This is a genomic window from Aliirhizobium wenxiniae (assembly GCF_019511445.1).
Lineage (GTDB): Bacteria > Pseudomonadota > Alphaproteobacteria > Rhizobiales > Rhizobiaceae > Neorhizobium > Neorhizobium wenxiniae_A.
Genome location: NZ_JAEUAN010000024.1, coordinates 42608 through 63433, shown reverse-complemented (window position 1 = coordinate 63433; position 20826 = coordinate 42608). Strand labels below are relative to the sequence as shown.

At 61.0% G+C, this 20826-nt stretch carries 18 protein-coding genes; 10 read left to right on the top strand and 8 right to left on the bottom strand.

What is annotated here, in order from left to right; all coding sequences use genetic code 11:
* Positions 1–2 precede the first annotated feature (2 nt).
* The 7 genes from JNB91_RS24610 to JNB91_RS31755 all read right to left on the bottom strand — a co-directional run bounded on the left by JNB91_RS24610 (position 3) and on the right by JNB91_RS31755 (position 8219).
* A complete protein-coding gene (locus tag JNB91_RS24610) occupies positions 3–722 on the bottom strand; it encodes an SDR family NAD(P)-dependent oxidoreductase (protein WP_220328139.1) in 720 nt (239 codons plus the stop codon).
* A gap of 356 nt (positions 723–1078) precedes the next feature.
* The gene (locus JNB91_RS24605; RefSeq protein WP_220328114.1) at positions 1079–2725 is read right to left on the bottom strand and encodes an ABC transporter ATP-binding protein; all 1647 of its coding nucleotides are present in this window, start codon (positions 2723–2725) and stop codon (positions 1079–1081) included.
* A complete protein-coding gene (locus tag JNB91_RS24600) occupies positions 2722–3657 on the bottom strand; it encodes an ABC transporter permease (protein WP_223218363.1) in 936 nt (311 codons plus the stop codon). The genes JNB91_RS24605 and JNB91_RS24600 overlap by 4 nt, the downstream gene beginning before the upstream one ends.
* Positions 3657–4664 carry an ABC transporter permease gene (locus JNB91_RS24595; protein ID WP_220328113.1) on the bottom strand — a complete coding sequence of 336 codons (1008 nt, stop codon included), beginning with the start codon at positions 4662–4664 and terminating at the stop codon, positions 3657–3659. Before JNB91_RS24595 ends, JNB91_RS24600 begins: the two co-directional genes overlap by 1 nt.
* Before the next feature lie 98 nt (positions 4665–4762).
* Entirely contained in the window at positions 4763–6355 is a 1593-nt protein-coding gene (locus JNB91_RS24590) for an ABC transporter substrate-binding protein (protein ID WP_220328112.1), read from the bottom strand.
* 51 nt (positions 6356–6406) lie between these two features.
* On the bottom strand, positions 6407–7087 hold the full coding sequence (locus JNB91_RS24585; protein ID WP_220328111.1) for an AroM family protein: 681 nt from the start codon (positions 7085–7087) through the stop codon (positions 6407–6409).
* Between the two features lie 175 nt (positions 7088–7262).
* Complete coding sequence (locus tag JNB91_RS31755) at positions 7263–8219, bottom strand: AroM family protein (protein WP_430736359.1); 957 nt, start codon at positions 8217–8219, stop codon at positions 7263–7265.
* 145 nt (positions 8220–8364) lie between these two features.
* On the opposite strand from JNB91_RS31755, the gene JNB91_RS24575 reads away from it, so the two are divergent.
* The 3 genes from JNB91_RS24575 (at position 8365) to JNB91_RS24565 (ending at position 12139) form a co-directional block, all read left to right on the top strand.
* Positions 8365–9444 (top strand): DUF917 domain-containing protein, encoded by a 1080-nt coding sequence (locus JNB91_RS24575; protein ID WP_220328110.1) that lies wholly within the window; start codon positions 8365–8367, stop codon positions 9442–9444.
* Positions 9441–11003 carry a hydantoinase/oxoprolinase N-terminal domain-containing protein gene (locus JNB91_RS24570; RefSeq protein ID WP_220328109.1) on the top strand — a complete coding sequence of 521 codons (1563 nt, stop codon included), beginning with the start codon at positions 9441–9443 and terminating at the stop codon, positions 11001–11003. The genes JNB91_RS24575 and JNB91_RS24570 overlap by 4 nt, the downstream gene beginning before the upstream one ends.
* A gap of 95 nt (positions 11004–11098) precedes the next feature.
* Positions 11099–12139: a zinc-dependent alcohol dehydrogenase family protein gene (locus JNB91_RS24565; protein ID WP_220328108.1), complete on the top strand. Its 1041-nt coding sequence runs from the start codon at positions 11099–11101 to the stop codon at positions 12137–12139.
* Between the two features lie 30 nt (positions 12140–12169).
* On the opposite strand, the gene JNB91_RS24560 is transcribed toward JNB91_RS24565, so the two are convergent.
* Positions 12170–13078, bottom strand: coding sequence for a LysR family transcriptional regulator (locus JNB91_RS24560; protein WP_220328107.1), 909 nt, complete (start codon positions 13076–13078; stop codon positions 12170–12172).
* A 186-nt stretch (positions 13079–13264) separates the two neighbouring features.
* Between JNB91_RS24560 and JNB91_RS24555 the strand changes: the two genes are divergently transcribed.
* The 7 genes from JNB91_RS24555 to mmsB all read left to right on the top strand — a co-directional run bounded on the left by JNB91_RS24555 (position 13265) and on the right by mmsB (position 20778).
* Entirely contained in the window at positions 13265–14467 is a 1203-nt protein-coding gene (locus JNB91_RS24555; protein WP_220328106.1) for an ABC transporter substrate-binding protein, read from the top strand.
* Positions 14467–15249 carry an ABC transporter ATP-binding protein gene (locus JNB91_RS24550; protein WP_220328105.1) on the top strand — a complete coding sequence of 261 codons (783 nt, stop codon included), beginning with the start codon at positions 14467–14469 and terminating at the stop codon, positions 15247–15249. The genes JNB91_RS24555 and JNB91_RS24550 overlap by 1 nt, the downstream gene beginning before the upstream one ends.
* A complete protein-coding gene (locus JNB91_RS24545) occupies positions 15249–15953 on the top strand; it encodes an ABC transporter ATP-binding protein (protein WP_220328104.1) in 705 nt (234 codons plus the stop codon). The genes JNB91_RS24550 and JNB91_RS24545 overlap by 1 nt, the downstream gene beginning before the upstream one ends.
* 235 nt (positions 15954–16188) lie before the next feature.
* Positions 16189–17076, top strand: coding sequence for a branched-chain amino acid ABC transporter permease (locus JNB91_RS24540; RefSeq protein WP_148170480.1), 888 nt, complete (start codon positions 16189–16191; stop codon positions 17074–17076).
* A gap of 14 nt (positions 17077–17090) precedes the next feature.
* Positions 17091–18095 (top strand): branched-chain amino acid ABC transporter permease, encoded by a 1005-nt coding sequence (locus JNB91_RS24535; RefSeq protein ID WP_220328103.1) that lies wholly within the window; start codon positions 17091–17093, stop codon positions 18093–18095.
* A gap of 165 nt (positions 18096–18260) precedes the next feature.
* Positions 18261–19856: a GMC family oxidoreductase gene (locus tag JNB91_RS24530; RefSeq protein WP_220328102.1), complete on the top strand. Its 1596-nt coding sequence runs from the start codon at positions 18261–18263 to the stop codon at positions 19854–19856.
* Positions 19857–19890: 34 nt separating this feature from the next.
* Positions 19891–20778, top strand: coding sequence for a 3-hydroxyisobutyrate dehydrogenase (mmsB, locus tag JNB91_RS24525; protein WP_220328101.1), 888 nt, complete (start codon positions 19891–19893; stop codon positions 20776–20778).
* Positions 20779–20826: the final 48 nt, after the last annotated feature.

The window sequence follows — 20826 nt, the reverse complement described above, 5'->3', positions numbered from 1 at the left end:
TATCAAACATGCTGGCCGCCATTGATGTGGATTTCCGCACCGTTGATATAGGACGACTGCTCGGTGCAGAGGAAATAGATGGTTTTGGCAACTTCGGCAGTCGTTCCGAGCCGACCTAACGGCACCTCGGCCTTCACCAGTTCATCGGTTCCCGGCGACAGGATCGATGTGGCGATCTCGCCAGGAGCGATGGCATTGGCACGCACGCCGCGCGGGCCGAACTCATGCGCGAGTTCGCGGGTGAGCGAGGCAAGACCGGCCTTCGAGGCAGCATAGGCGACGCCCGCAAACGGGTGAACGCGGGAACCGGCAATCGAGGTGACGTTGACGATCGATCCGCGCGCAGCCTCGAGCTCCGGTATCAGCGCCCGCGCCAGAAGCGCCGTCGAGATGAGGTTGACGTTCAGCACTTTCGTCCAGGTATCCGCATCCGTACCCGCGACACCCAATCTGGCGCCATCGGCACCTTTGGGAGAAATCCCGGCATTGTTGACGAGCGCCGCCAGCTTGCCGTCGGGCAAACGTTGCCGCACCTCGGCAACCAGGTCATCGATGCTGGAAAGATCGGCCAGATCCGCCTGGATATGGCTCTCGCGTGCGGAAGGCCAGCGGCATTCCTCGGAAAACGGCTGACGTGACACGGTCAGAATGCGCCAGCCATGTTCCATGAACAGCTTGACGGTCGCGTGGCCAATGCCGCGACTGGCACCGGTCAGAAGCATGTAGGGGGTGGTAGTCAAAGACGAACTCCCTGAAATCGACAGAACCTGCAACTGGATGTTGGCCTAAACATGGGCCGTGAAACCATTTCAGGTCTGCTTCGCAATTGCGAAGAAATTGCGCTTCACGCCCGGAATTTCAACTAGCAATTCCAGCAAAAGTGGGAGCCGGTTTTGCGTCCGGAATTGCGTTGAACAAAGAGGGAGAGAGCAGTTTCGCGTTTCGAAGAAAGTCGGAAATGCTCTAGCAAACAATCGCCAATATATCCTGAGACAGAGCAAATCCGTTTATCCAGGACGAGAAAACCCTGCACCACAGGTGGTACAGGGTCCTATATAACTCCAGTGGCGGCTCAGGCTTATGCCTGAAGATTGGCAGCCTGCGACGTCTTTCGACCGCTCTCGATAAGCGCCTTGGTGTATTCCTCGCGCGGCGCGAGAAAAATCTGCTCGGTATCGCCCTGTTCAACGATCTCGCCGCGCTTCATCACGATCGTGCGGTCGCAGATCTGCCGGATGACGGCGAGATTGTGCGAGATGAACACGTAGGTGAGGTTCAGTTCGGAACGCAGTTCCTGCAGGAAGTCAAGCACCTGCGCCTGAACCGAGATATCGAGCGCCGAAGTCGGCTCGTCGAGGATCAGCAGGCGCGGATTAAGTGCAATCGCACGGGCAATGCAGACACGCTGCTTCTGGCCGCCGGAAAGCTCGTGCGGGTAGCGATACTTGAACATTTTTGGCAGTTGCACGATGTCGAGCAAGGCCTCGGCGCGTGCCTCGATATCCCGCCGGCTCATGTTCGTCTGGATGCGCAGCGGTTCCCCGATCGCGTCGCCGATCGTGTGACGACCGTTCAGCGCCGAATGCGGGTTCTGGAAGACGAACTGCATGTGCCGGCGCATCTGCCGCAAGGGCTCGCCGGACAGGCCGGAAATATTCTGCCCGTCGAAGATGATATCGCCTGATGTCGGCTCGATCAGACGCATCAGCATGCGTGCGAGCGTCGACTTGCCCGAACCGCTTTCGCCGACCACGCCGAAAATCTCGCCGGTCTTCACGGCAAGACTGATCGAGTTGACCGCCGTGAAATCGGCACCGGCCTGCGTGCGATATACCTTCTTCAGATCGATGGCTTCGAGAAGATTGCCGCGCTTGGCGGGCTTTGCTTCCGCAACCTCCGCCGCTACCCGTTCCGGCGGGACATCGATATCCGGCACGGCAGCGAGCAGGCGCTGCGTATATTCGTGCTGCGGACGGTTGAGGATGTCCTGCGTCATCCCCTGCTCGACGATCTCGCCCTTGTACATCACGGCACAGCGCTTCGCGACGGTGGCGATCGCGCCGATATCGTGGCTGATCATGATGACGGTGAGGTTGAGCTTTTCGACCAGCGAATTGATCAGGTCCAGCACCTGCGCCTGCACGGTCACATCGAGCGCCGTCGTCGGTTCGTCGGCGATCAGGATATCCGGCTTGCCGGCCAGCGCCATGGCGATCAGGATGCGTTGGCGCATGCCGCCGGACAGCTGGTGGGGATATTGCGAATAGAGCATGGACGGGTTCGGCAGGCCGACCTGATCGAGTAGTTCCTCGGTGCGCGCACGCCGCGCCGCCTTGGAAGAGACGCCCTGCCCCGCAGCCTTCTCATGCGCCGCGATGACATCGGAAATCTGCCGCCCGATCGTAAACAGCGGGTTCAGATAGGTCATCGGGTCCTGGAAGATCATCGAGATGCGGATGCCGCGGATCTTCGTCCAGTCCTTCTCCGGCAGGTTGGTGATGTCCTGCCCGTCAAACGAGATGGATCCTTCGACGACCTTGGAATTGCGCGGCCCGATGCCGAGCACCGAGCGCACCAGAACCGTCTTGCCCGAACCGCTCTCGCCGACGATACCGAGCGTGTCGCCGCGGTTGACGGTAAGGTTGATGCCTTTCAGCACATGCACCGGGCCATCGAACGTGCCGATATCGAGCCGGTAATTCTTGATGTCGAGCAGAGCTGTCATCGGTCGCGGCTCCTTGGATCGAGAATATCACGCAGGCCATCACCCAGAAGGTTGAAGCCGAGCACGGTGAGGAAGATCGCAGCACCCGGGAAGAGCGAATACCACCACCAGTCCGGCATATAAGTACGCGCGACCGAGATCATCGCACCCCATTCCGGCGACGGCGGCTGGGCGCCAAGCCCGATGAAGCCGAGGCTGGCGGCAGACAGGATCGCCATGCCCATGTCCATGCTCATCTTGACGATGATCGGCGACATGCAGTTCGGCAGGATATGGTGCCAGAGGATCCACGGCGTCTTCGCGCCGATCGAGCGGGCGGATTCGATGAACAGCTCTTCCTTGATCGACAGCGTCTTCGCCTCGACCAGCCGCACGTAACCGGGCCACCAGACGATGGCGAGCGCCAGCACGCAATTGGTAATGCCGGGGCCGAGTGCGGCAACGATGGCAAGCGCAAGCGCCAGACCGGGAACGGCGAGGAACAGTTCGGTCACGCGCATGATCACCGCACGAACCCAGCCGCCGCGATAACCGGCAATGATGCCGAGCGTGATGCCGACGATCGCCGCGATGCCGGTGATGACCACGCCGATCCAAAGCGACGTCCGCGCCCCGATAATGACGCGCGAAAAGATGTCGGCACCCATTTCATCCGTGCCGAACCAGTAGGTGCTGCTCGGCGGCTGCAATTTGGCGGACATGTTGATCGCACCGCTTGCCGCTTCCGGATAAGGCACGATCAGGGGGCCGATGGCGGCCAGGATTAGGAACAGCACAACGAGCGAGAGGCCGAGCATCGACGAAAAGCTCTTGCGGAACATGTGCGCATAGAGCCGCCATTGACGGATCTGGCTTGCATGGCGCTCGCGGAAGGTGAGCGGGCGCGTGTCTTCCATTGGGGTGTCGATAGGGGTCATGGGATGAGCCGTCATCACGCTTTCCTGAGACGCGGGTCGATCCAGGCATAGGCGAGATCGACGAGGGTGTTGGCGACGATAAAGAAGAAACCGATCATCAGCGTCACGCCAACCACGGGCTTGAAGTCGGAGGACAGCGCGGACGAGACGGCATAAAGCCCGATGCCCGGCCAGTCGAACACGGTTTCCACCAGAACGGTGGAGCCGAGCATCCAGCCGAAACGCAGGCCGATCATCGCCAGCGTCGGCAACATGGCGTTCTTCAGCGCATAAAGCGCGATGATGCGGAAGGACGAGATGCCGTGGGCGCGGGCGGCGACGATATAATCCGACTGCAGCACTTCGATCATCTCGGCGCGGTTGACGCGCAGGATCGAGGCAAGACAGGGGAAGGAGAGCACGATCGCCGGCAGGATGATATGCTGCAGCGAGGTCCAGAAGGTCGAGAAATTGCCGGCAATCAGGCTGTCGACCAAAAGCAGGCCTGTAACGAATTCCGGCGGGCGGGTGACGAGCGGCAGGCGCCCCGAGACGGGCAGCCATTCCAGATCGACGGAAAACAGCAGCTGCAGCAGGATACCGAACCAGAAGGCCGGGATCGCCACGCCTGAAATCGAGAAGATGCGCGTCACCTGGTCGAGCGGCCCATCCTTGTAGACGGCCGACAGCATGCCGAGCGGAACACCGATGACGATGCCGAGAAACATCGCGACGAAGACGAGTTCCAGCGTCGCCGGCGCATAGCGCATCACTTCTTCCAAGACCGGCCGCGTGGTGACGATCGAGGTGCCGAGATCACCGCGAACAAGCTCGCCCATATAGACGATGAACTGTTCCGGCAGCGACTTGTCGAGACCATATTCCGTGCGGATCGTCGCGACCATATCCTCGGTCGCATTGGGACCGGCCACGAGACGGGCCGGATCGCCGGGCGCGACATTGGTGATGAGAAATGTCAGCGCAGCTATGCCGATCATCGTGCCGACCAGCGTCAGCAACTTTCGGAAGGCGAATGTCAGCATCGTCTTCTCCGTTTGTTATGATTGGCGCATGGCCCGCGGTTGGGGAAAGCGGACCATGCGCGCTATTCTGGCTTGAGTGAGGGGACTTCAGCCAGTGTTTATTCAGCCTTCACCCACAGCGGGTAGATGTCGACTTCCCCGGTGAACCGGACCGGGCTGAACTGGAAGCCCTGCAGATAATCACGGCGCGCCCAGCGGCGGTTCTGCAGCATGCCGAACACTTCCGGCTGGTCGGCAACGATCTGGGTCTGGATGTCGGCATAGAGTTTTGCGCGCTCATCCCAGTTCGACGAGGAACGGGCCTTGTCGATCATCTCGGTGACCTTCGGATTGTCGTAGAACATCATCGCGAAATACTGGCCCCAGCTGTTCTTGTGATACTGGTAGGCGACAGCATCCGGATCGGTGGAAACCGGGGTCGTGTAGACCGAGGTCATCGCAGCCGAGGTCTCGACCTTGGAACCGTTGGCGACCATGTTCGGCCACTGTTCCGGCTTGATCTCGACATTGATGTTGAGCGGCTTCAGGCTGTCGAGCAGCACGAGACCGATGCGGCGGGCTTCTTCAAGTCCGGCAACGTGAACATAAGGCAGGGTGATGCCGCCGTTCGGATAACCGGACTTCGCCAGATATTCCTTTGCCTTGGCAAGGTCCTGACGCGGGATGCCGGGCACGTCGATATGGCCGCGCATCGCATCCGGGATCGGGCTCGTCTCGAGAGACGCAGCGCCGTTATAGACCTGGATCAGCGCATCATAGTCCATCGCATAGGCAATTGCCTTGCGCAGGTTGATGTCGGCGGTCGGCCCCTGCTGCGTGTTGAACTTGATGCCGAAGGTCGTCATGCCCTTGTGGTCTTCGATGGCGATGCCCTTGGCACGCGCGATCTGGACGTAATCGTCCGGCGTCAGGCCTTCGACGATATCGGCTTCCCCGCGCTGCAGAGCAGCCTTCTGGGCGGCGGGCTCGCGGATGATCTTGTAGATCACGCCGGCCGGACGGTTTTCCTCGCCCTGCGGCCAGCCCTTCCAGTAATCGGCAACGGCTTCTGCTTCATAAAGAACATTCGGTTCCCAACGGCCGAGCTTGAACGGGCCGGAACCGGCTTCGTTGTCGGTCAGCCACTTCTGGCCGTAATCGCCGTCAACTTCATTGGCCTTAACCTGGGCCGGGTTGACGATGTACCACCAGGGCAGGAAGGAAAGGAACGGCGTATAGGGAGCCTTCAGCTCGAACTTGACGGTATAATCGTCAACGACGCTGATGCCTTCCGGCGCCAGAAAGTCCTTGAGCATCCAGGCGACGCCCTTGTTGAGCTTCAGGCCGCGCTCGAAGGAGTAACGGATGGCTTCGGCAGTAACCGGGTCGCCATTGTGGAATTTTGCGTTCTTGACCAGATGGAAGGTCCAGGTCTTGCCGTCTTCGCTGGTTTCCCACTTTTCGGCGAGCCAAGGCTTGATGACAGCCGGATCGCCTTCGTACTTGACGAGACCATCATAGACGGCCTGCTGCATCATGCGGGTCGACCAGTCGTAGCGGATATGCGGATCGAGAACCGGGATGGCCTGACGGCCGCCGAACACGATGACATTGCCCTTGTCGGTGCGCTCGAAAGCGCTGGCAGGGGTGCCGAGAACCGACGAGGCGAGAAGCCCCGCGATTGCGATATTCCTGATGATTTTGCCGAACATGTAGTTCCCTCTCTTATTAGACGGCTTTTAGATCAGACTGACTTTCAACCCTTAAAGCATCTGGCGAACGACGCTCGCCACCAACCGGCGCGACAGAAGCACCGGCGCATCGATCGATTTACGTACTTCCTCATGCATCTCGGCCGAATAGCCCATGCAATGCATGACGATGAGATCGCAACCGTCCAGCAGCTTCGCCCGCTCAGCCATCTCGTCGCCGGCATAAGGCGATGCGGAAACGAGGCTCGGATTGCCCGGCAGCACATGACGCTCTTCGAAATCCCGAATCTGCCGTTCGAGCGGCACAATGACGCCAAGCTTGCGGGCAGAAGCGGCAAGCGCCTCGACGGTGGAATCGACGATCCGCTGGGCCTCGACCACGAGCGTATTCTTCAAAGGCTCGATCTTCGTGCCGGTGCACAGAAGAACGATCAGATCGAAACCTTCGCCATCGATCTTCTGTAGAAGCACGTTGAGCTTCTCTTCCGTCAGCGCCTTCGAAGAAACGATCTCCTCGCCGCTCGCAAGACGCGTCGCAAACGAATGCTCGCCATCCCTGGCGCGCATTGCATCGAGTTCCGCCGGGCTCATACCGTCCAGCACGCCGAACTCTTCATGCACGATACGGCCTTCCGGCAGGCCGAGGGTAATTTCGGCCATCATTTCAGGTACGAGGTCGACGCGTGGTGTCTGACCGATAGTCACGAAGGCAATCTTGGATGTGGAAGCCATGCTCTCGTTCATTCCCTGCTTTATCTTGTTGGCAGGGAGCCTAGCGCTCGAATGCGCGACTTCACTATAGGGTAATGCCCCTAGTGGGTAACAATTCGGAAAGATCTTTTGCGATCATTTTTTAGGCAAATCGCCTTTTTCACGCAATTTTCTTACGCAATTGAGATTATTTTTGTTACGGATGGCCCGCAGCGACAACCATGCGGATCAGCGCGTTCGATGACGTCACCTCCATTTTCGCCATCACGTTGGAGCGGTGGATCTCGACCGTCTTCGGGCTGATGCCGAGCTGGCGCGCAATCGCCTTGTTGGACAGGCCTTCGGCCACCAGCGAAAGCACCTGTCGCTCGCGCGGCGTCAACCGCTGCAGCTTTTCCGAAAATTCCGCCGGAACGCCGGGCAATGCTACCGGATGCGTGCCGTGCAGAAGCAGGCGAATTGCGCTGACAACGATGCGGCGGGCGAGCACCACCGGCTTACCGCTCGCCTTGGCGACCGTCTGCCTGTCGGCCTCGGTAAAACTCACCGAATTCAACACGATGATCTCTGCGTCCGCGAGATCGAGCAACGCCCCCGCCAGCAACCGCTTGTCGCCATCCGCGGCATAGCTTGCGGTGATCTTGTAGGGCGAAAGTGCCGGGATATCGAGCTCGTCGATCTGCTGTTCCAGCGGCTGGATCAAACCTACGGCAGACCCATGTGCGGCAAGCGAAATCACCGTCGATTCCATCGCGCGCTGGGCATTCACGGTCGGACACGTGCTCTCGAAATCCCGGAAAAGTCCGGTCGACAGGATCACCACCAGATCGAATTCGTTGGGCTGGAAGGCGGCGGCGATCTTCGCCATGCGCTCGGCAATGCGCGGCTTGGAAACGACGATACTGCTGCCATCGGCAAGCCGGGTGACGATACTGGTCTCGCCGGGCCGCACGTTCAGGTCATTGATCTCTACAGGCGACAGCCCATCCAGAGCGCCGATTTCCAGCGCTTCTATCGGCAGATCGAGGTTCTCCAGCATGTCGTCTATAATGTCCGAACGTGGCGACTGGCCGACGCTCAGGAACATCACGCGATGGGGTGGTTCCGCTGCTTCCGCGATGGTCGAAGACGGAGTTTGAGGATGCTTCGTCACGGGCAGGGAATCGGTCCTTCTGATCGTATCGTCAACTTCGTTCTAGACATGCACAAATTAAAGGCAAGCCCATTCTAGGGGCAGTCCCCTATAGGCAGCCCTCGCCTCACATGGCTAGGTTCTAGCACATTATTCGGAGGCAAACATGATCCGTGATTTCGATGAGAGCGAGATCGACCCCCTCGCGATTGGTGCCTGGATTCTCGGGACCGGTGGCGGTGGCAGTCCTTATCTGGCTCAGCTCAACCTGAAAAAACTCTACAAGGACGGCAAGCGCATCAAGCTTATCGACCCGAACGCACTGGATGATGGCGATGCCGTCGCCGTGGTTTCCAAGATGGGCGCACCGCTTGTCGGCCAGGAACGTCTGGTGGACCCGGCTCATCTGGCCCGCGCCATGCAGCTGATGGAAGAATATACCGGCCGAAAATTCCGCGCCGTGATGAGCGTCGAAATCGGCGGCGGCAACGCGCTGTCGCCCTTCCTCGCAGCCGCCATGCTGGACATTCCGGTGGTTGACGCCGACGCGATGGGCCGTGCCTATCCGGAAGCGCAGATGACCAGCTTTGCCATCGGCGACCTGCCGATGTACCCGCTGACGCTCGTCGATTGCCGCGACAACGAGGCGATCGTTGCCAAAGCCGCGTCGTGGAAGTGGATGGAGCGCATCTCGCGCAAGATCTGCACCGAAGTTGGCTCGACCTCTGCCACATGCAAGGCGCCGCGCACCGGCAAGGAAGTCAAGGAATGGGGCGTGCTCCACACCGTGACCAAGGCCGTCAGCCTCGGCCGTGCGGTTCTTGAAGCCCGCGCTGCCCATGCAGATCCGATTGCAGCCGTTTTGGCCCATGAAGGCGGCAAGATCCTGTTCAAGGGCAAGGTTGCCGACGTGGATCGTACCACGACCGGCGGCTTCCTTCGCGGAGCGGCCCATCTCGAAGGTCTGGACGACGATCGCGGCTCCAAAGTCGAACTCGCTTTCCAGAACGAATGGGCAGTCGCCTTCCGCGATGGCCAGCCGATCGCCATGACGCCGGACCTGATCTGCCTGCTCGACACCGTGTCGGGCGAAGCGATCGGCACGGAGACAGTGCGTTACGGCCAGCGCGTCACTGTCGTCGCCCTGCCGGCACCGGATGTCCTGACCAGCCCCAAGGGTCTGGAACATGTCGGCCCGCGTGCCTTCGGATATGATCTTGATTTCAAATCGGTGTTTGCAGCATGAAGCGGATCGGAATTGACGTCGGCGGCACCAATACGGATGCCGTGCTCATCGATGGCGAGAAAGTCGTTTCCGCCATCAAATTTCCCACCACAGCGGATGTGATGCAGGGCGTCGTCAACGCCATAGGTCACGTCGTCTCCTCGCAGACGCCGGGTGCATCTCCGATCGACGCCGTGATGATCGGCACGACGCATTTCACCAATGCCGTTGTCGAGCGCGCCCGCCTCGAGCGCATCGCCGCGATCCGCATCGCCATGCCGGCCGGCGCATCGCTGCCGCCGATGATCGACTGGCCGGACGACTTGCGCGAAAGCGTCGATCCCCTGTCCTTCATGGTCCATGGCGGCCACGAATATGACGGCCGTCCGCTGGTGCCGCTTGCCCGCGACGAAATCCGCGACGCGGCAATGAAGATCCGCGACGCCGGCATCACCTCCGTCGGCATCACCGCGCTCTTCTCGCCGCTGACTGCCGAATGCGAGCTGGAAGCAGCCGAGATCGTCCGTTCGGTCATCCCGGATGCGCGCATCACGCTGTCGCATACCCTCGGCCGCATCGGTCTTCTGGAACGCGAAAACGTCACGCTTTTGAACGCCGCCCTTCAGGGCCTCGGCCGCAAGACGATCGACGCCTTCAAGGATGCTCTGGTCAAGGCAGGCGTCAATGCGCCCTTCTACCTCACTCAGAACGACGGCACCGTCGTGCTGGCGGATGTCGCAGCGGCCAATCCGGTCTACAGCTTCGCGTCGGGCCCGACCAACTCCATGCGCGGTGCGGCCTTCCTCACCGGCCTGAAGGAAGCCATGGTCATCGACGTCGGCGGCACGACCTCCGATATCGGCTGCCTCGTTGGCGGTTTCCCGCGGGAAGCCAATAACGTCGTCGAAGTCGGCGGTGTGCGCACCCTGTTCCGCATGCCCGACCTTTTGCCCATGGCACTCGGCGGCGGCACGATCATCGATCCGGAAACCCGCAAGATCGGCCCGCGCTCGGTCGGCTACCGCATCACCGAAAAGGCGCTCGTCTTCGGCGGCGATACTCTGACCACGACCGACGTTGCCGTCGCTGCTGGCCTCGTCGAAATCGGCGACCGCGACCGCGTCAAGCATCTCGACAAGGCAATGGTTGCCGACCTTCTGAAGCGTATCGAAGCCATGGTGGAAGACGGCGTCGACCGGATGAAGACCTCGGCCGAAGGCGTCAGCCTGATCGCCGTCGGCGGCGGTGCCTTCCTCATCCCGGAAAAGCTCAAAGGCGCCAGCGAAGTGCTGCGCGTCGAACATGCCGGCGTTGCCAACGCACTCGGTGCGGCGATGGCGCAGGTCTCCGGTGAAGTCGATCAGGTGTTTTCCGAGATGTCGCGCGACAAGGCGCTTGCCGAAGCCGAGCGTATCGCCCGCGAACGTGCGATCGAATCCGGCGCCGATCCGAAGTCGATTGTCACGCTGGATACGGAAGACATCCCGATCGCCTACCTGCCGGGTGATGCCCGCCGTGTGCGCGTCCGCGTCGTCGGCGACATCGCCTTCATGAAGGATCAGCAGAAACAGGCTTCGTAAACGCAGTTTACCGCGCTACCGTAGCACAAAAATCGATGTCCCCGACCTCCTTGAGGATCGGGGACTTTCCACATTGAACAGGCGAGGAATGCGTCATGAAGGCCATGTATTACGAAGCGTTCGAACAGATGCCGGAGATCAGGACGCTTCCCGATCCCGAGCCGACCTTCGGCGGCGTGGTCATCAAGGTCGGCGCGACGGGTCTGTGCCGCAGCGACTGGCATGGCTGGAAGGGCCATGACCCGGATATCAGGCTGCCCCATGTTCCCGGCCACGAACTGGCTGGCAAGGTTGTGGCGACCGGCAAGGGCGTCATGCGCTTCAAGGTCGGTGACCGCGTTACCGTACCCTTCGTTTCCGGCTGCGGCCATTGCGCCGAATGCCATTCCGGCAACCAGCAAGTCTGCCCCGACCAGTTCCAGCCAGGCTTCACCCATTGGGGCTCGTTTGCCGAATATGTCGCGATCGATTACGCCGACACCAATCTCGTACATCTTCCCGAAGAGATCGACGACGCAACGGCCGCAAGCCTCGGCTGCCGCTTCGCCACCTCCTTCCGCGCCGTTGCCGATCAGGCCCGCACCGGCCCCGGTGATTGGGTCGCCGTCCACGGCTGCGGCGGCGTCGGCCTCTCCGCGATCATGATCGCGACGGCCCTCGGCGCCAACGTCATCGGCATTGATCTCACCGAAGACAAGCTGGCCATGGCGCGCCAATGCGGTGCCGTCGCCACCATCAATGGCGGCTCCGTGCCGGATGTGGTGGAAGCCGTACGCGAAATCACCAAGGGCGGCGCGCATGTCTCGATCGACGCGCTCGGCCACCCGACAACCTGCTTCAACTCGATCAAGAACCTGCGCCGCCGCGGCCGCCACGTTCAGGTCGGCCTGATGCTCGGCGCGCATTCGACCCCGCAGATTCCGATGGCGCAGGTCATCGGCCATGAGCTGGAAATCTACGGCAGCCACGGCATGCAGGCCTGGCGTTACGACGCGATGCTTGCCATGCTGACCGCCGGCAAGATGAAGCCGCAGCAGCTGATCTCCAAGCGTGTGAGCCTCTCAGAAGGCGTCACCGAACTGGTCAATCTCGACAAGGCCGAGACACCCGGCATCGCCGTCATCACCAGCTTCTAAATCTGGCGAGAAATCCGGGAGGCTCGAAAATCAGCCTCCCACAAACGCATCCTGATTATCCTGCACCAGCGCCGTCAGATAATCGGCAACAGCCCGCACGCGCGGAACCCGGCTCATGTCGCGATGGCGCACGATGTAATAATGCCGAGTCAGCTGCACCTCACCGGGCAGCACGATCTCCAGTTCGCTCTGCCGGCTGGCGATGAAATGCGGCAGAATGCAGAGCCCAAGCCCGTTCAGCGTCGCCGTCAGCTGCGCGAAAATGCTGGAACTCTGGAATTTCGGCTTGATGCCGGGATGCACGTCGCCGAGATAATCCAGCCCCGGCGCGAAGATCATGTCTTCGATATAACCGATGAACGGATGATCGAGCAGGTCTTCCCGCCGCTTCAGCGGTGCCGCACCGGCCAGATAGCGCTTAGATCCATAGATGTTGAGCTTGTAGTCGGTGATCTTCTCGATCAGGTAAGGCCCGGCCTTGGGCGGATCGAGCGCAACCGCAATATCCGCCTCCTTGCGCGACAGCGACATGATCTGCTGGATCGTCACCAGTTCCAATGAAAGGCTCGGATGCCGCGCGGTAAAATCTCCGAGATGATGGGTAAGGAAGAAGTTCGAAAAACCCTCCGGCGCGCTCAGCCGCACGACGCCCTGATGCGCCGCATTGCCCGATGTGATCTCGGCCTGTAAGCGATCGGCTTCCCCCTCCATCCGCTCCGCCGTCTCGACGAACCGCTGGCCTACCGCTGTCAGCACGTAACCACGCGGATTGCGCTCGAAAAGCTTGACCTTCAGGGCAAATTCAAGCCGGTCGATGCGGCGCGAGACGGTGGCATGGCTGGTGCGCAGGTGGCGCGCCGCAGTCGACAACTGCCCCGTTCGGGCAACCGCCAGAAAATACTGTAGGTCATCCCAGGTAAAGATGGGATTGCCGCTCATAACCCCTCCCCGGCTCGAGCCGATCTGTTCAAAAATGCACAGATGCTGTTTGCAATTAATAGTGGCGAGCTTCTTGCGTCAACGGCCGTTTTCCTCAACCATGTGCTTATGGAAGAGCTGCTTTGAGGAGGGCGGCCTGCCAATTTTGAACAGATTAGCGCTCTGCAATCTCTGGGAGGAGACCTTATGCGTAAGACGTTCCTGACGTCGCTGGCCGTGCTGCTGGCGAGCGGCACTGCATTTGCTCAATCGGCATCCGACGGCAAGGTGAAGATCGGCATTCTAAACGACCAATCCGGCGTCTATGCCGATTTCGGCGGAAAATCATCCGTCGAGGCCGCGAAGATGGCGATCGAGGATTACGGCGGCAAGGTGCTGGGCGTCCCGGTCGAACTCGTAAACGCCGACCACCAGAACAAGCCCGACGTCGCCTCCAACATCGCCCGCCAGTGGTACGATACCGAGCAGGTCGATGCGATCATGGACCTGACCACCTCGTCGGTCGGTCTCGCCGTGCAGGCGCTGTCCAAGGACAAGAAGAAGATCACCATCAACACCGGAGCCGCCACGGTCGATCTGACCGGCAAGGCCTGCACCCCCTATGGTTTCCATTGGGCCTATGACACACATGCGCTCGCTGTCGGCACCGGCGGCGCCATGGTCAAGCAGGGCGGCGATACGTGGTTCTTCCTGACCGCGGACTACGCCTTCGGTTATTCGCTGGAACAGCAGACCAGCGATTACGTCAAGGCGAATGGCGGACAGGTGCTCGGCTCGGTGCGCCATCCGCTCTCCAGCCAGGATTTCTCGTCCTTCCTGCTGCAGGCCCAGTCTTCCGGCGCCAAGGTGATCGGCCTTGCCAATGCCGGCCTCGATACCGCGAACACCATCAAGCAGGCCGCCGAATTTGGCATCACGCAGGGCGGCCAGAACCTTGCGGCGCTGCTCTTCACGCTGGCCGAAGTCCATGGCCTCGGGCTTGAGGCGGCACAGGGACTGACGCTGACGGAAGGCTATTACTGGAACCTCGACGACCAGAGCCGCGAATTCGGCAAGAAATTCTTCGCCAAGACCCAGCGAATGCCGAACATGGTCCATGCCGGCACCTATTCGGCCGTGACCCATTATCTGAAGGCGGTCGAAAAGGCAGGCTCGGACGATGCCGATGCGGTGGCAAAGGCTATGCGCGACATGCCGGTGGACGACTTCTTCGGCCGCGGCGGCACGGTGGCCGCCAATGGCCGCATGATCCACGACATGTATCTCCTGCAGGTCAAGAAACCGGCCGACAGCAAGGAGCCTTGGGATTATTACAACGTGCTCGCCACCATTCCCGGCAAGGATGCCTATCTCGATCCTGCCAAGGCCGGTTGCGAGCTGGTGAAATAATGGCAGCGCCTGTTCAGGAACTGCACGAGGAGCCGCGGGTGGTCTTGTCCGCCCGCGGTCTCTCCAAGAGTTTTGGCGCTTTTGCCGCTGTAAGGGATGTCGATCTCGACATCCACCACGCCCGCGTCCACGCATTGATCGGCCCTAACGGCGCCGGCAAGACGACAGTATTCAACCTTCTGACCAAATTCCTGCAGCCAACCGCAGGCTCGATCACCCTGCTCGGCACCGACATCACCAAGACCGCACCGGACAAGGTGGCCCGCATGGGTCTCGTCCGCTCGTTCCAGATTTCCGCGGTCTTCCCGCACCTCACCGTTCTCGACAATGTCCGCGTCGCGCTGCAGCGCCCGAACGGCTTGGCGACCCAGTTCTGGCTGCCAACCTCGTCGCTCGACCGGCTGAATGCCCGTGCTGACGAATTGATCGAAAATGTCGGGCTGAAACGCGAACGCGATGCGATCGCCGCCGACCTCTCCTACGGCCGCAAGCGCGTGCTGGAAATCGCCACCACGCTGGCGCTCGATCCGAAAGTGCTGCTGCTCGACGAACCGATGGCCGGCATGGGCCAGGAAGATATCGGCACCGTCTCCAGCATCATCCGCGAAGTGGCGAAAACCCGCGCTGTACTGATGGTCGAACACAATCTCTCGGTCGTTGCCGACATCTGTCACCACGTCACGGTTCTGCAGCGCGGCGAAATCCTCGCGGAAGGCGACTATGCGGCGGTCTCTGAGGATGAGCGCGTGCGGCTCGCCTACATGGGCACGGAGGACGCGTGATGGCAAAACCGCTTCTCGAAGTCTCCAACCTTAACGCCTGGTATGGCGAAAGCCACATCCTGCACGGCGTCAACATGACTGTCGGCGAAGGCGAGACGATCACCATTTTAGGCCGCAACGGCGTCGGCAAGACGACGACGCTGCGCACCATCATGGGCATCATTCGCGAACGAAAGGGCGATATCCGCTTTGCCGGCAAGGATATGCTCGGTGTTCCATTGCACCGGACCGCCCATGCCGGCCTCGGCTTCGTGCCCGAAGAACGCGGCATCTTCTCGACGCTGACCGTCGACGAAAACCTGATGCTGCCGCCCGTCGTTGCCGAAGGCGGCATGCCGCTCGATGAAATCTATGCGCTTTTCCCCAATCTTCACGAGAGACGCTCCAGCCCCGGCACGAAACTGTCGGGTGGCGAACAGCAGATGCTCGCCATCGCCCGCATCCTGCGCACCGGCGTCAAGCTGCTGATCCTCGACGAACCGACGGAGGGCCTCGCTCCCGTCATCGTCCAGCGCATCGGCGAGGTTTTGAAGACATTGAAACAACGCGGCATGACCGTGCTGATGGTCGAACAGAACTTCCGCTTCGCCAGCAAAGTTGCGGATCGCTTCTACCTGATGGACCACGGTAGGATGGTGGCGGATTTCCCAGTCGGTGAACTGCCTGAGCGGATGGATACGCTGCACAAGGTTCTGGGGGTTTGAGGATGGCTGGGTTTCTCAAGCATACGACCACGGCTCCACCTGCGAAAAAAAGCGGCCCCTCATCCGCCTACCGGCACCTTCTCCCCGTAAAAACGGGGAGAAGGACACAAGCCGCAACGTTTCCGTCTCTCTCCAGCGTCGAGCGGGGCACGTCCCCTCTCCCCGCGCGCGGGGAGAGGGCTAGGGTGAGGGGCAACGCTCCACACTCGACAGTACCGGAGAGGAGCCTCACCCCATGACCATGATCTTCGGCATCCCTTTGCAAGCGTTCATGGGCCAGCTCCTCATCGGCCTGATCAACGGCTCCTTCTACGCGCTCTTAAGCCTCGGCCTCGCGGTCATCTTCGGCCTGCTGCGCGTCATCAATTTCGCCCATGGCGCGCAATATATGCTCGGCGCCTTTGTCGCGATGCTGATGCTGCAATATTTCGGCATCAACTACTGGTTCGCGCTTCTGCTGGCCCCCATCGTCGTCGGTCTGTTCGGTGCGGTCATCGAGCGGCTGCTCCTGTCGCGGCTCTACAAGCTCGATCATCTCTACGGCCTGCTCTTCACCTTCGGTCTGGCGCTGACCATCGAGGGCACCTTCCGTTATCTCTACGGTTCCTCCGGCCAGCCCTACGCGCCACCGCCGGCCCTCACCGGCGCCACCAATCTGGGCTTCATGTTCCTGCCGAATTACCGCGGCTGGGTGGTCGTCGTCTCGCTGATCGCCTGCATCGGCACCTGGCTTCTGATCGAAAAGACCAAGCTCGGCGCCTACCTGCGCGCCGCGACCGAAAACCCGACGCTGGTACAGGCTTTCGGCGTCAACGTGCCGATGCTCCTGACGCTCACCTATGCACTCGGTGCCGGTCTCGCCGCCTTTGCCGGCGTGCTGGCCGCCCCGGTCTACCAGGTCTCGCCGCTGATGGGATCGAACATCATCATCGTCGTTTTTGCCGTCGTCGTGGTCGGCGGCATGGGCTCGATCATGGGTGCCATCGTCACCGGCTACATGCTCGGCATCGCCGAGGGCCTGACCAAGGTCTTTTATCCGGAAGCCTCGAATATCGTCATCTTCGTGATCATGGCGATCGTGCTTCTCATCCGCCCCGCCGGCCTTTTCGGCCGGGATGCTTGAAGGGAGGCAAAGTCATGAGCCATGTCGCCCATTCGACCACAACGACAACCGCCCGCACCGAGCGTTCGGCAACCGCCTCGAAAGCCTATGCGGCCTTTCTCGGCATCGGCCTCGTCCTGTTGATCGTCGCACCCCTATTTTTCTACCCGATCTTCCTGATGAAACTCCTGTGCTTCGCGCTTTTCGCCTGCGCCTTCAATCTTCTGCTCGGCTATACCGGCTTGCTTTCCTTCGGCCACGCCACCTTCTTCGGCGGCGCGGCCTATTTCACCGCCCATGTCACGAAGGAATGGGGCGTAACCCCGGAGATCGGCATCCTCATCGGCGTTGCGGGGGCAGCAGCGCTCGGCCTGATCATGGGCTTTTTCGCCATCCGCCGTCAGGGCATCTATTTCGCCATGATCACGCTGGCGCTGTCGCAGATGTTCTTCTTCTTCTGCCTGCAGGCCGAATTCACCCATGGCGAGGATGGTATCCAGTCCGTGCCGCGCGGCCATCTTTTCGGCTTTATCGATCTCAACGACACGACCAGCATGTATTACTTCGTGCTCGCCGTCTTCCTGATCGGCATGATCGTCATCTGGCGCTTCATCAACTCGCCCTTCGGCATGATCCTCAAATCGATCCGTGAAAACGAGCAGCGCGCCATTTCGCTCGGTTATTCGGTCGCCCGCTACAAGCTCGGCGCCTTCGTCATGTCGGCAGCGCTTGCGGGGCTTGCCGGCGGCACCAAGGCGCTCGTCTTCCAGTTCGCCACCCTTACCGATGTCGGCTGGCAGATGTCCGGCGAAGTCATCCTCATGACGTTGCTAGGCGGCATCGGCACGCTGATCGGTCCGGTTTTCGGCGCAGGCCTCGTGGTGACATTGCAGAACTATCTGGCCACCTCGCAATTCCCGGTCACCATCATCACCGGCGTCGTCTTCATGGTCTGCGTCCTCCTCTTCCGCCGCGGCATCATCGGGGAGTTCTATGCCTCGAGGCTGGGCCGCAAGCTTGGCTTCGAGCACAGGCGGTGAGGAAATCCCCCTCTGGCCTGCCGGCCATCTCCCCCACAAGGGGGGAGAAAATCCGAGGCACTCGCCTGCCCCTATCGTGGATTAGCGGTGCGGCAGGTTAGCCCCTCCCGCTTGTGGGGAGGGGTTGAGGAGGGGACTACTTGTTATTCGGAGCGGCATGCTAGAATGGAAACCTACGATTACATCATCATCGGTGCGGGCAGCGCCGGCTGCGTGCTTGCCAACCGACTGTCGGAAGACAGCCGCAACCGCGTCCTGCTTCTCGAAGCCGGTGGCAACGACAATTACCACTGGGTCCATATCCCGGTCGGCTATCTCTACTGCATCAACAACCCGCGCACCGACTGGTGCTTCACCACCGAAAAGGAGGATGGCCTCAACGGCCGTTCACTCAGCTACCCTCGCGGAAAACTGCTCGGCGGCTGCTCGTCGATCAACGGCATGATCTATATGCGCGGCCAGGCACGCGACTACGATCTCTGGCGGCAGATGGGCTGCACCGGTTGGGGCTGGGACGATGTTCTGCCGCTCTTCAAAAAGAGCCAGGATTTCTACAAGGGTGCAGACCAGATGCATGGTGCCGGCGGCGAATGGCGGGTGGAAAAGGCCCGCGTCCGCTGGGCCGTACTCGACGCCTTCCAGAAGGCCGCCGAAGAAGCCGGCATTCCGATGATCGATGACTTCAACCGCGGCGACAACGAAGGCTCCAGCTATTTCGACGTCAACCAGCGCGCCGGCATCCGCTGGAACACATCGAAAGCCTTTTTGCGCCCGGCGATGAAGCGCGGAAACCTCAACGTCCTGACCAAAGCGCATGTGCGAAAACTGATCGTCGAGGCTGGCGAGGTGAAGGGCGTCGAATTCCAGCATGACGGGATCACAAAAAGCGCTTATGCCCGCCGCGAAACTATCCTCTCCGCCGGCGCGATCGGCACGCCGCATGTGCTGGAACTCTCCGGCATCGGCCGCGGCGACATACTCTCCGAAGCCGGCATCGAGACGGTGAAGGAGGTCAAGGGCGTCGGCGAAAACCTGCAGGACCATCTCCAGCTTCGCCTCGTCTATAAGGTCACCGGCGTGCCGACGCTGAACGAAAAGGCGTCCCGTCTTCTCGGCAAGGCGGCGATCGGGCTGGAATATGCGCTGAAACGCTCCGGCCCGATGTCCATGGCCCCGAGCCAGCTCGGCATCTTCACGAAGTCAGGACCCGACAAGGAAACCGCCGACCTCGAATATCACGTCCAGCCGGTCTCGCTCGACCGGTTCGGCGAGCCCGTCCACGCCTTCCCAGCGATGACGGCAAGCGTCTGTAACCTGAGGCCCGAAAGCCGCGGCTCCGTTCATCTGAAAGGCCCGGACTTTGCCGCCGCCCCGGCAATCCGCCCCAACTATCTCTCGACCGCGGCCGACCGCGACGTCGCGATAAGATCGATCCGCCTGACGCGCGAGATCGTCAAAAAGCCTGCCTTTGCCCGCTATAATCCTGAGGAATACAAACCCGGCCCGGCTTACGAGACCGATGCCGATCTGGGGCGCGCCGCCGGCGAGATCGGCACGACGATCTTCCACCCGGTCGGCACCGCCCGCATGGGCGCCGATCCCGACAGCGTCGTTGATCCGCGCTTGAAACTTCGCGCACTCGGGCGTCTGCGCATCGCCGACGCCTCGATCATGCCGAACATCACCTCCGGCAACACCAATTCACCGACGATCATGATCGCCGAAAAGGCAGCGGAAATGATCCTCACGGACAATCGCTGACGACAATCGGCGCAAGACGAAAGGGAGAAAAGACATGACCCGGATCGCATTCATCGGCCTCGGAAACATGGGCGGCCCGATGGCCGCAAACCTGGTGAAGTCAGGCCATGCAGTCTCCGGCTTCGATCTCTCCGAAGCCTCGGTGAAATCGGCTGCCGAAGCCGGTGTCATTCCGGCCTTATCGCTCACCGAGGCGGTACGGGACGCCGAATGCGTCATCACCATGCTGCCCAAGGGCCAGCATGTCGTCTCCGTCTGGACCGATCTCGCCACTCTTGTGGCAGAAGGCACGCTTCTCATCGACTGCTCGACGGTGGATGTGGACAGCGCCCGTCGGGCCCATGGCCTTGGCGGCGCGATGAACTGCCCTTCGCTCGATGCCCCAGTCTCCGGCGGCACGACGGGGGCGGCAGCCGGCACGCTCACCTTCATGGTCGGCGGTTCGGAAGATGCCTTTGCCGTGGGAAAGCCGATCCTCGAAGCCATGGGCAAAAAGATCGTCCATTGCGGCGGCAATGGCGCAGGCCAGGCGGCAAAGATCTGCAACAACATGATCCTCGGCATCTCGATGATCGGCGTCGCGGAAGCTTTCGTGCTGGCGGAAAAGCTCGGCCTGTCGCATCAGGCCCTGTTCGATGTGGCCTCGACCTCGTCCGGCCAATGCTGGTCGCTGACCACCTACTGCCCCGTCCCCGGCCCGGTGCCGACATCGCCGGCAAACAACGATTACGAGCCGGGCTTTGCTGCCGCATTGATGCTGAAGGACCTGATGCTGTCGCAGGAAGCAGCCAGTCATTCCGGCGCCAGAACCCCGCTCGGCGCCCATGCCGCCGAGATCTACGCGGAATTCGACCGCTACGGCCACGGGACGGAGGATTTCTCCGCCATCATCCGCATGTTGCGGCAAACGCAGGCATCGTGACGTAGAGCGACGGATAAAAATGGAGTGCGAATGCATCTCTCTCGGTAT

What these genes read in the sequence shown, in the direction of transcription:
- JNB91_RS24545 (WP_220328104.1), top strand. Translation starts at nt 15,249, where the DNA reads ATGGCAAAACCGCTTCTCGAAGTCTCCAACCTTAACGCCTGGTATGGC.
- JNB91_RS24590 (WP_220328112.1), bottom strand. Translation starts at nt 6,355, where the DNA reads ATGTTCGGCAAAATCATCAGGAATATCGCAATCGCGGGGCTTCTCGCC.
- JNB91_RS24555 (WP_220328106.1), top strand. Translation starts at nt 13,265, where the DNA reads ATGCGTAAGACGTTCCTGACGTCGCTGGCCGTGCTGCTGGCGAGCGGC.
- JNB91_RS24600 (WP_223218363.1), bottom strand. Translation starts at nt 3,657, where the DNA reads ATGACGGCTCATCCCATGACCCCTATCGACACCCCAATGGAAGACACG.
- JNB91_RS24610 (WP_220328139.1), bottom strand. Translation starts at nt 722, where the DNA reads ATGCTTCTGACCGGTGCCAGTCGCGGCATTGGCCACGCGACCGTCAAG.
- JNB91_RS24540 (WP_148170480.1), top strand. Translation starts at nt 16,189, where the DNA reads ATGACCATGATCTTCGGCATCCCTTTGCAAGCGTTCATGGGCCAGCTC.
- JNB91_RS24550 (WP_220328105.1), top strand. Translation starts at nt 14,467, where the DNA reads ATGGCAGCGCCTGTTCAGGAACTGCACGAGGAGCCGCGGGTGGTCTTG.
- JNB91_RS24575 (WP_220328110.1), top strand. Translation starts at nt 8,365, where the DNA reads ATGATCCGTGATTTCGATGAGAGCGAGATCGACCCCCTCGCGATTGGT.
- JNB91_RS24535 (WP_220328103.1), top strand. Translation starts at nt 17,091, where the DNA reads ATGAGCCATGTCGCCCATTCGACCACAACGACAACCGCCCGCACCGAG.
- JNB91_RS24585 (WP_220328111.1), bottom strand. Translation starts at nt 7,087, where the DNA reads ATGGCTTCCACATCCAAGATTGCCTTCGTGACTATCGGTCAGACACCA.
- JNB91_RS24530 (WP_220328102.1), top strand. Translation starts at nt 18,261, where the DNA reads ATGGAAACCTACGATTACATCATCATCGGTGCGGGCAGCGCCGGCTGC.
- mmsB (WP_220328101.1), top strand. Translation starts at nt 19,891, where the DNA reads ATGACCCGGATCGCATTCATCGGCCTCGGAAACATGGGCGGCCCGATG.
- JNB91_RS24565 (WP_220328108.1), top strand. Translation starts at nt 11,099, where the DNA reads ATGAAGGCCATGTATTACGAAGCGTTCGAACAGATGCCGGAGATCAGG.
- JNB91_RS24605 (WP_220328114.1), bottom strand. Translation starts at nt 2,725, where the DNA reads ATGACAGCTCTGCTCGACATCAAGAATTACCGGCTCGATATCGGCACG.
- JNB91_RS24560 (WP_220328107.1), bottom strand. Translation starts at nt 13,078, where the DNA reads ATGAGCGGCAATCCCATCTTTACCTGGGATGACCTACAGTATTTTCTG.
- JNB91_RS24570 (WP_220328109.1), top strand. Translation starts at nt 9,441, where the DNA reads ATGAAGCGGATCGGAATTGACGTCGGCGGCACCAATACGGATGCCGTG.
- JNB91_RS24595 (WP_220328113.1), bottom strand. Translation starts at nt 4,664, where the DNA reads ATGCTGACATTCGCCTTCCGAAAGTTGCTGACGCTGGTCGGCACGATG.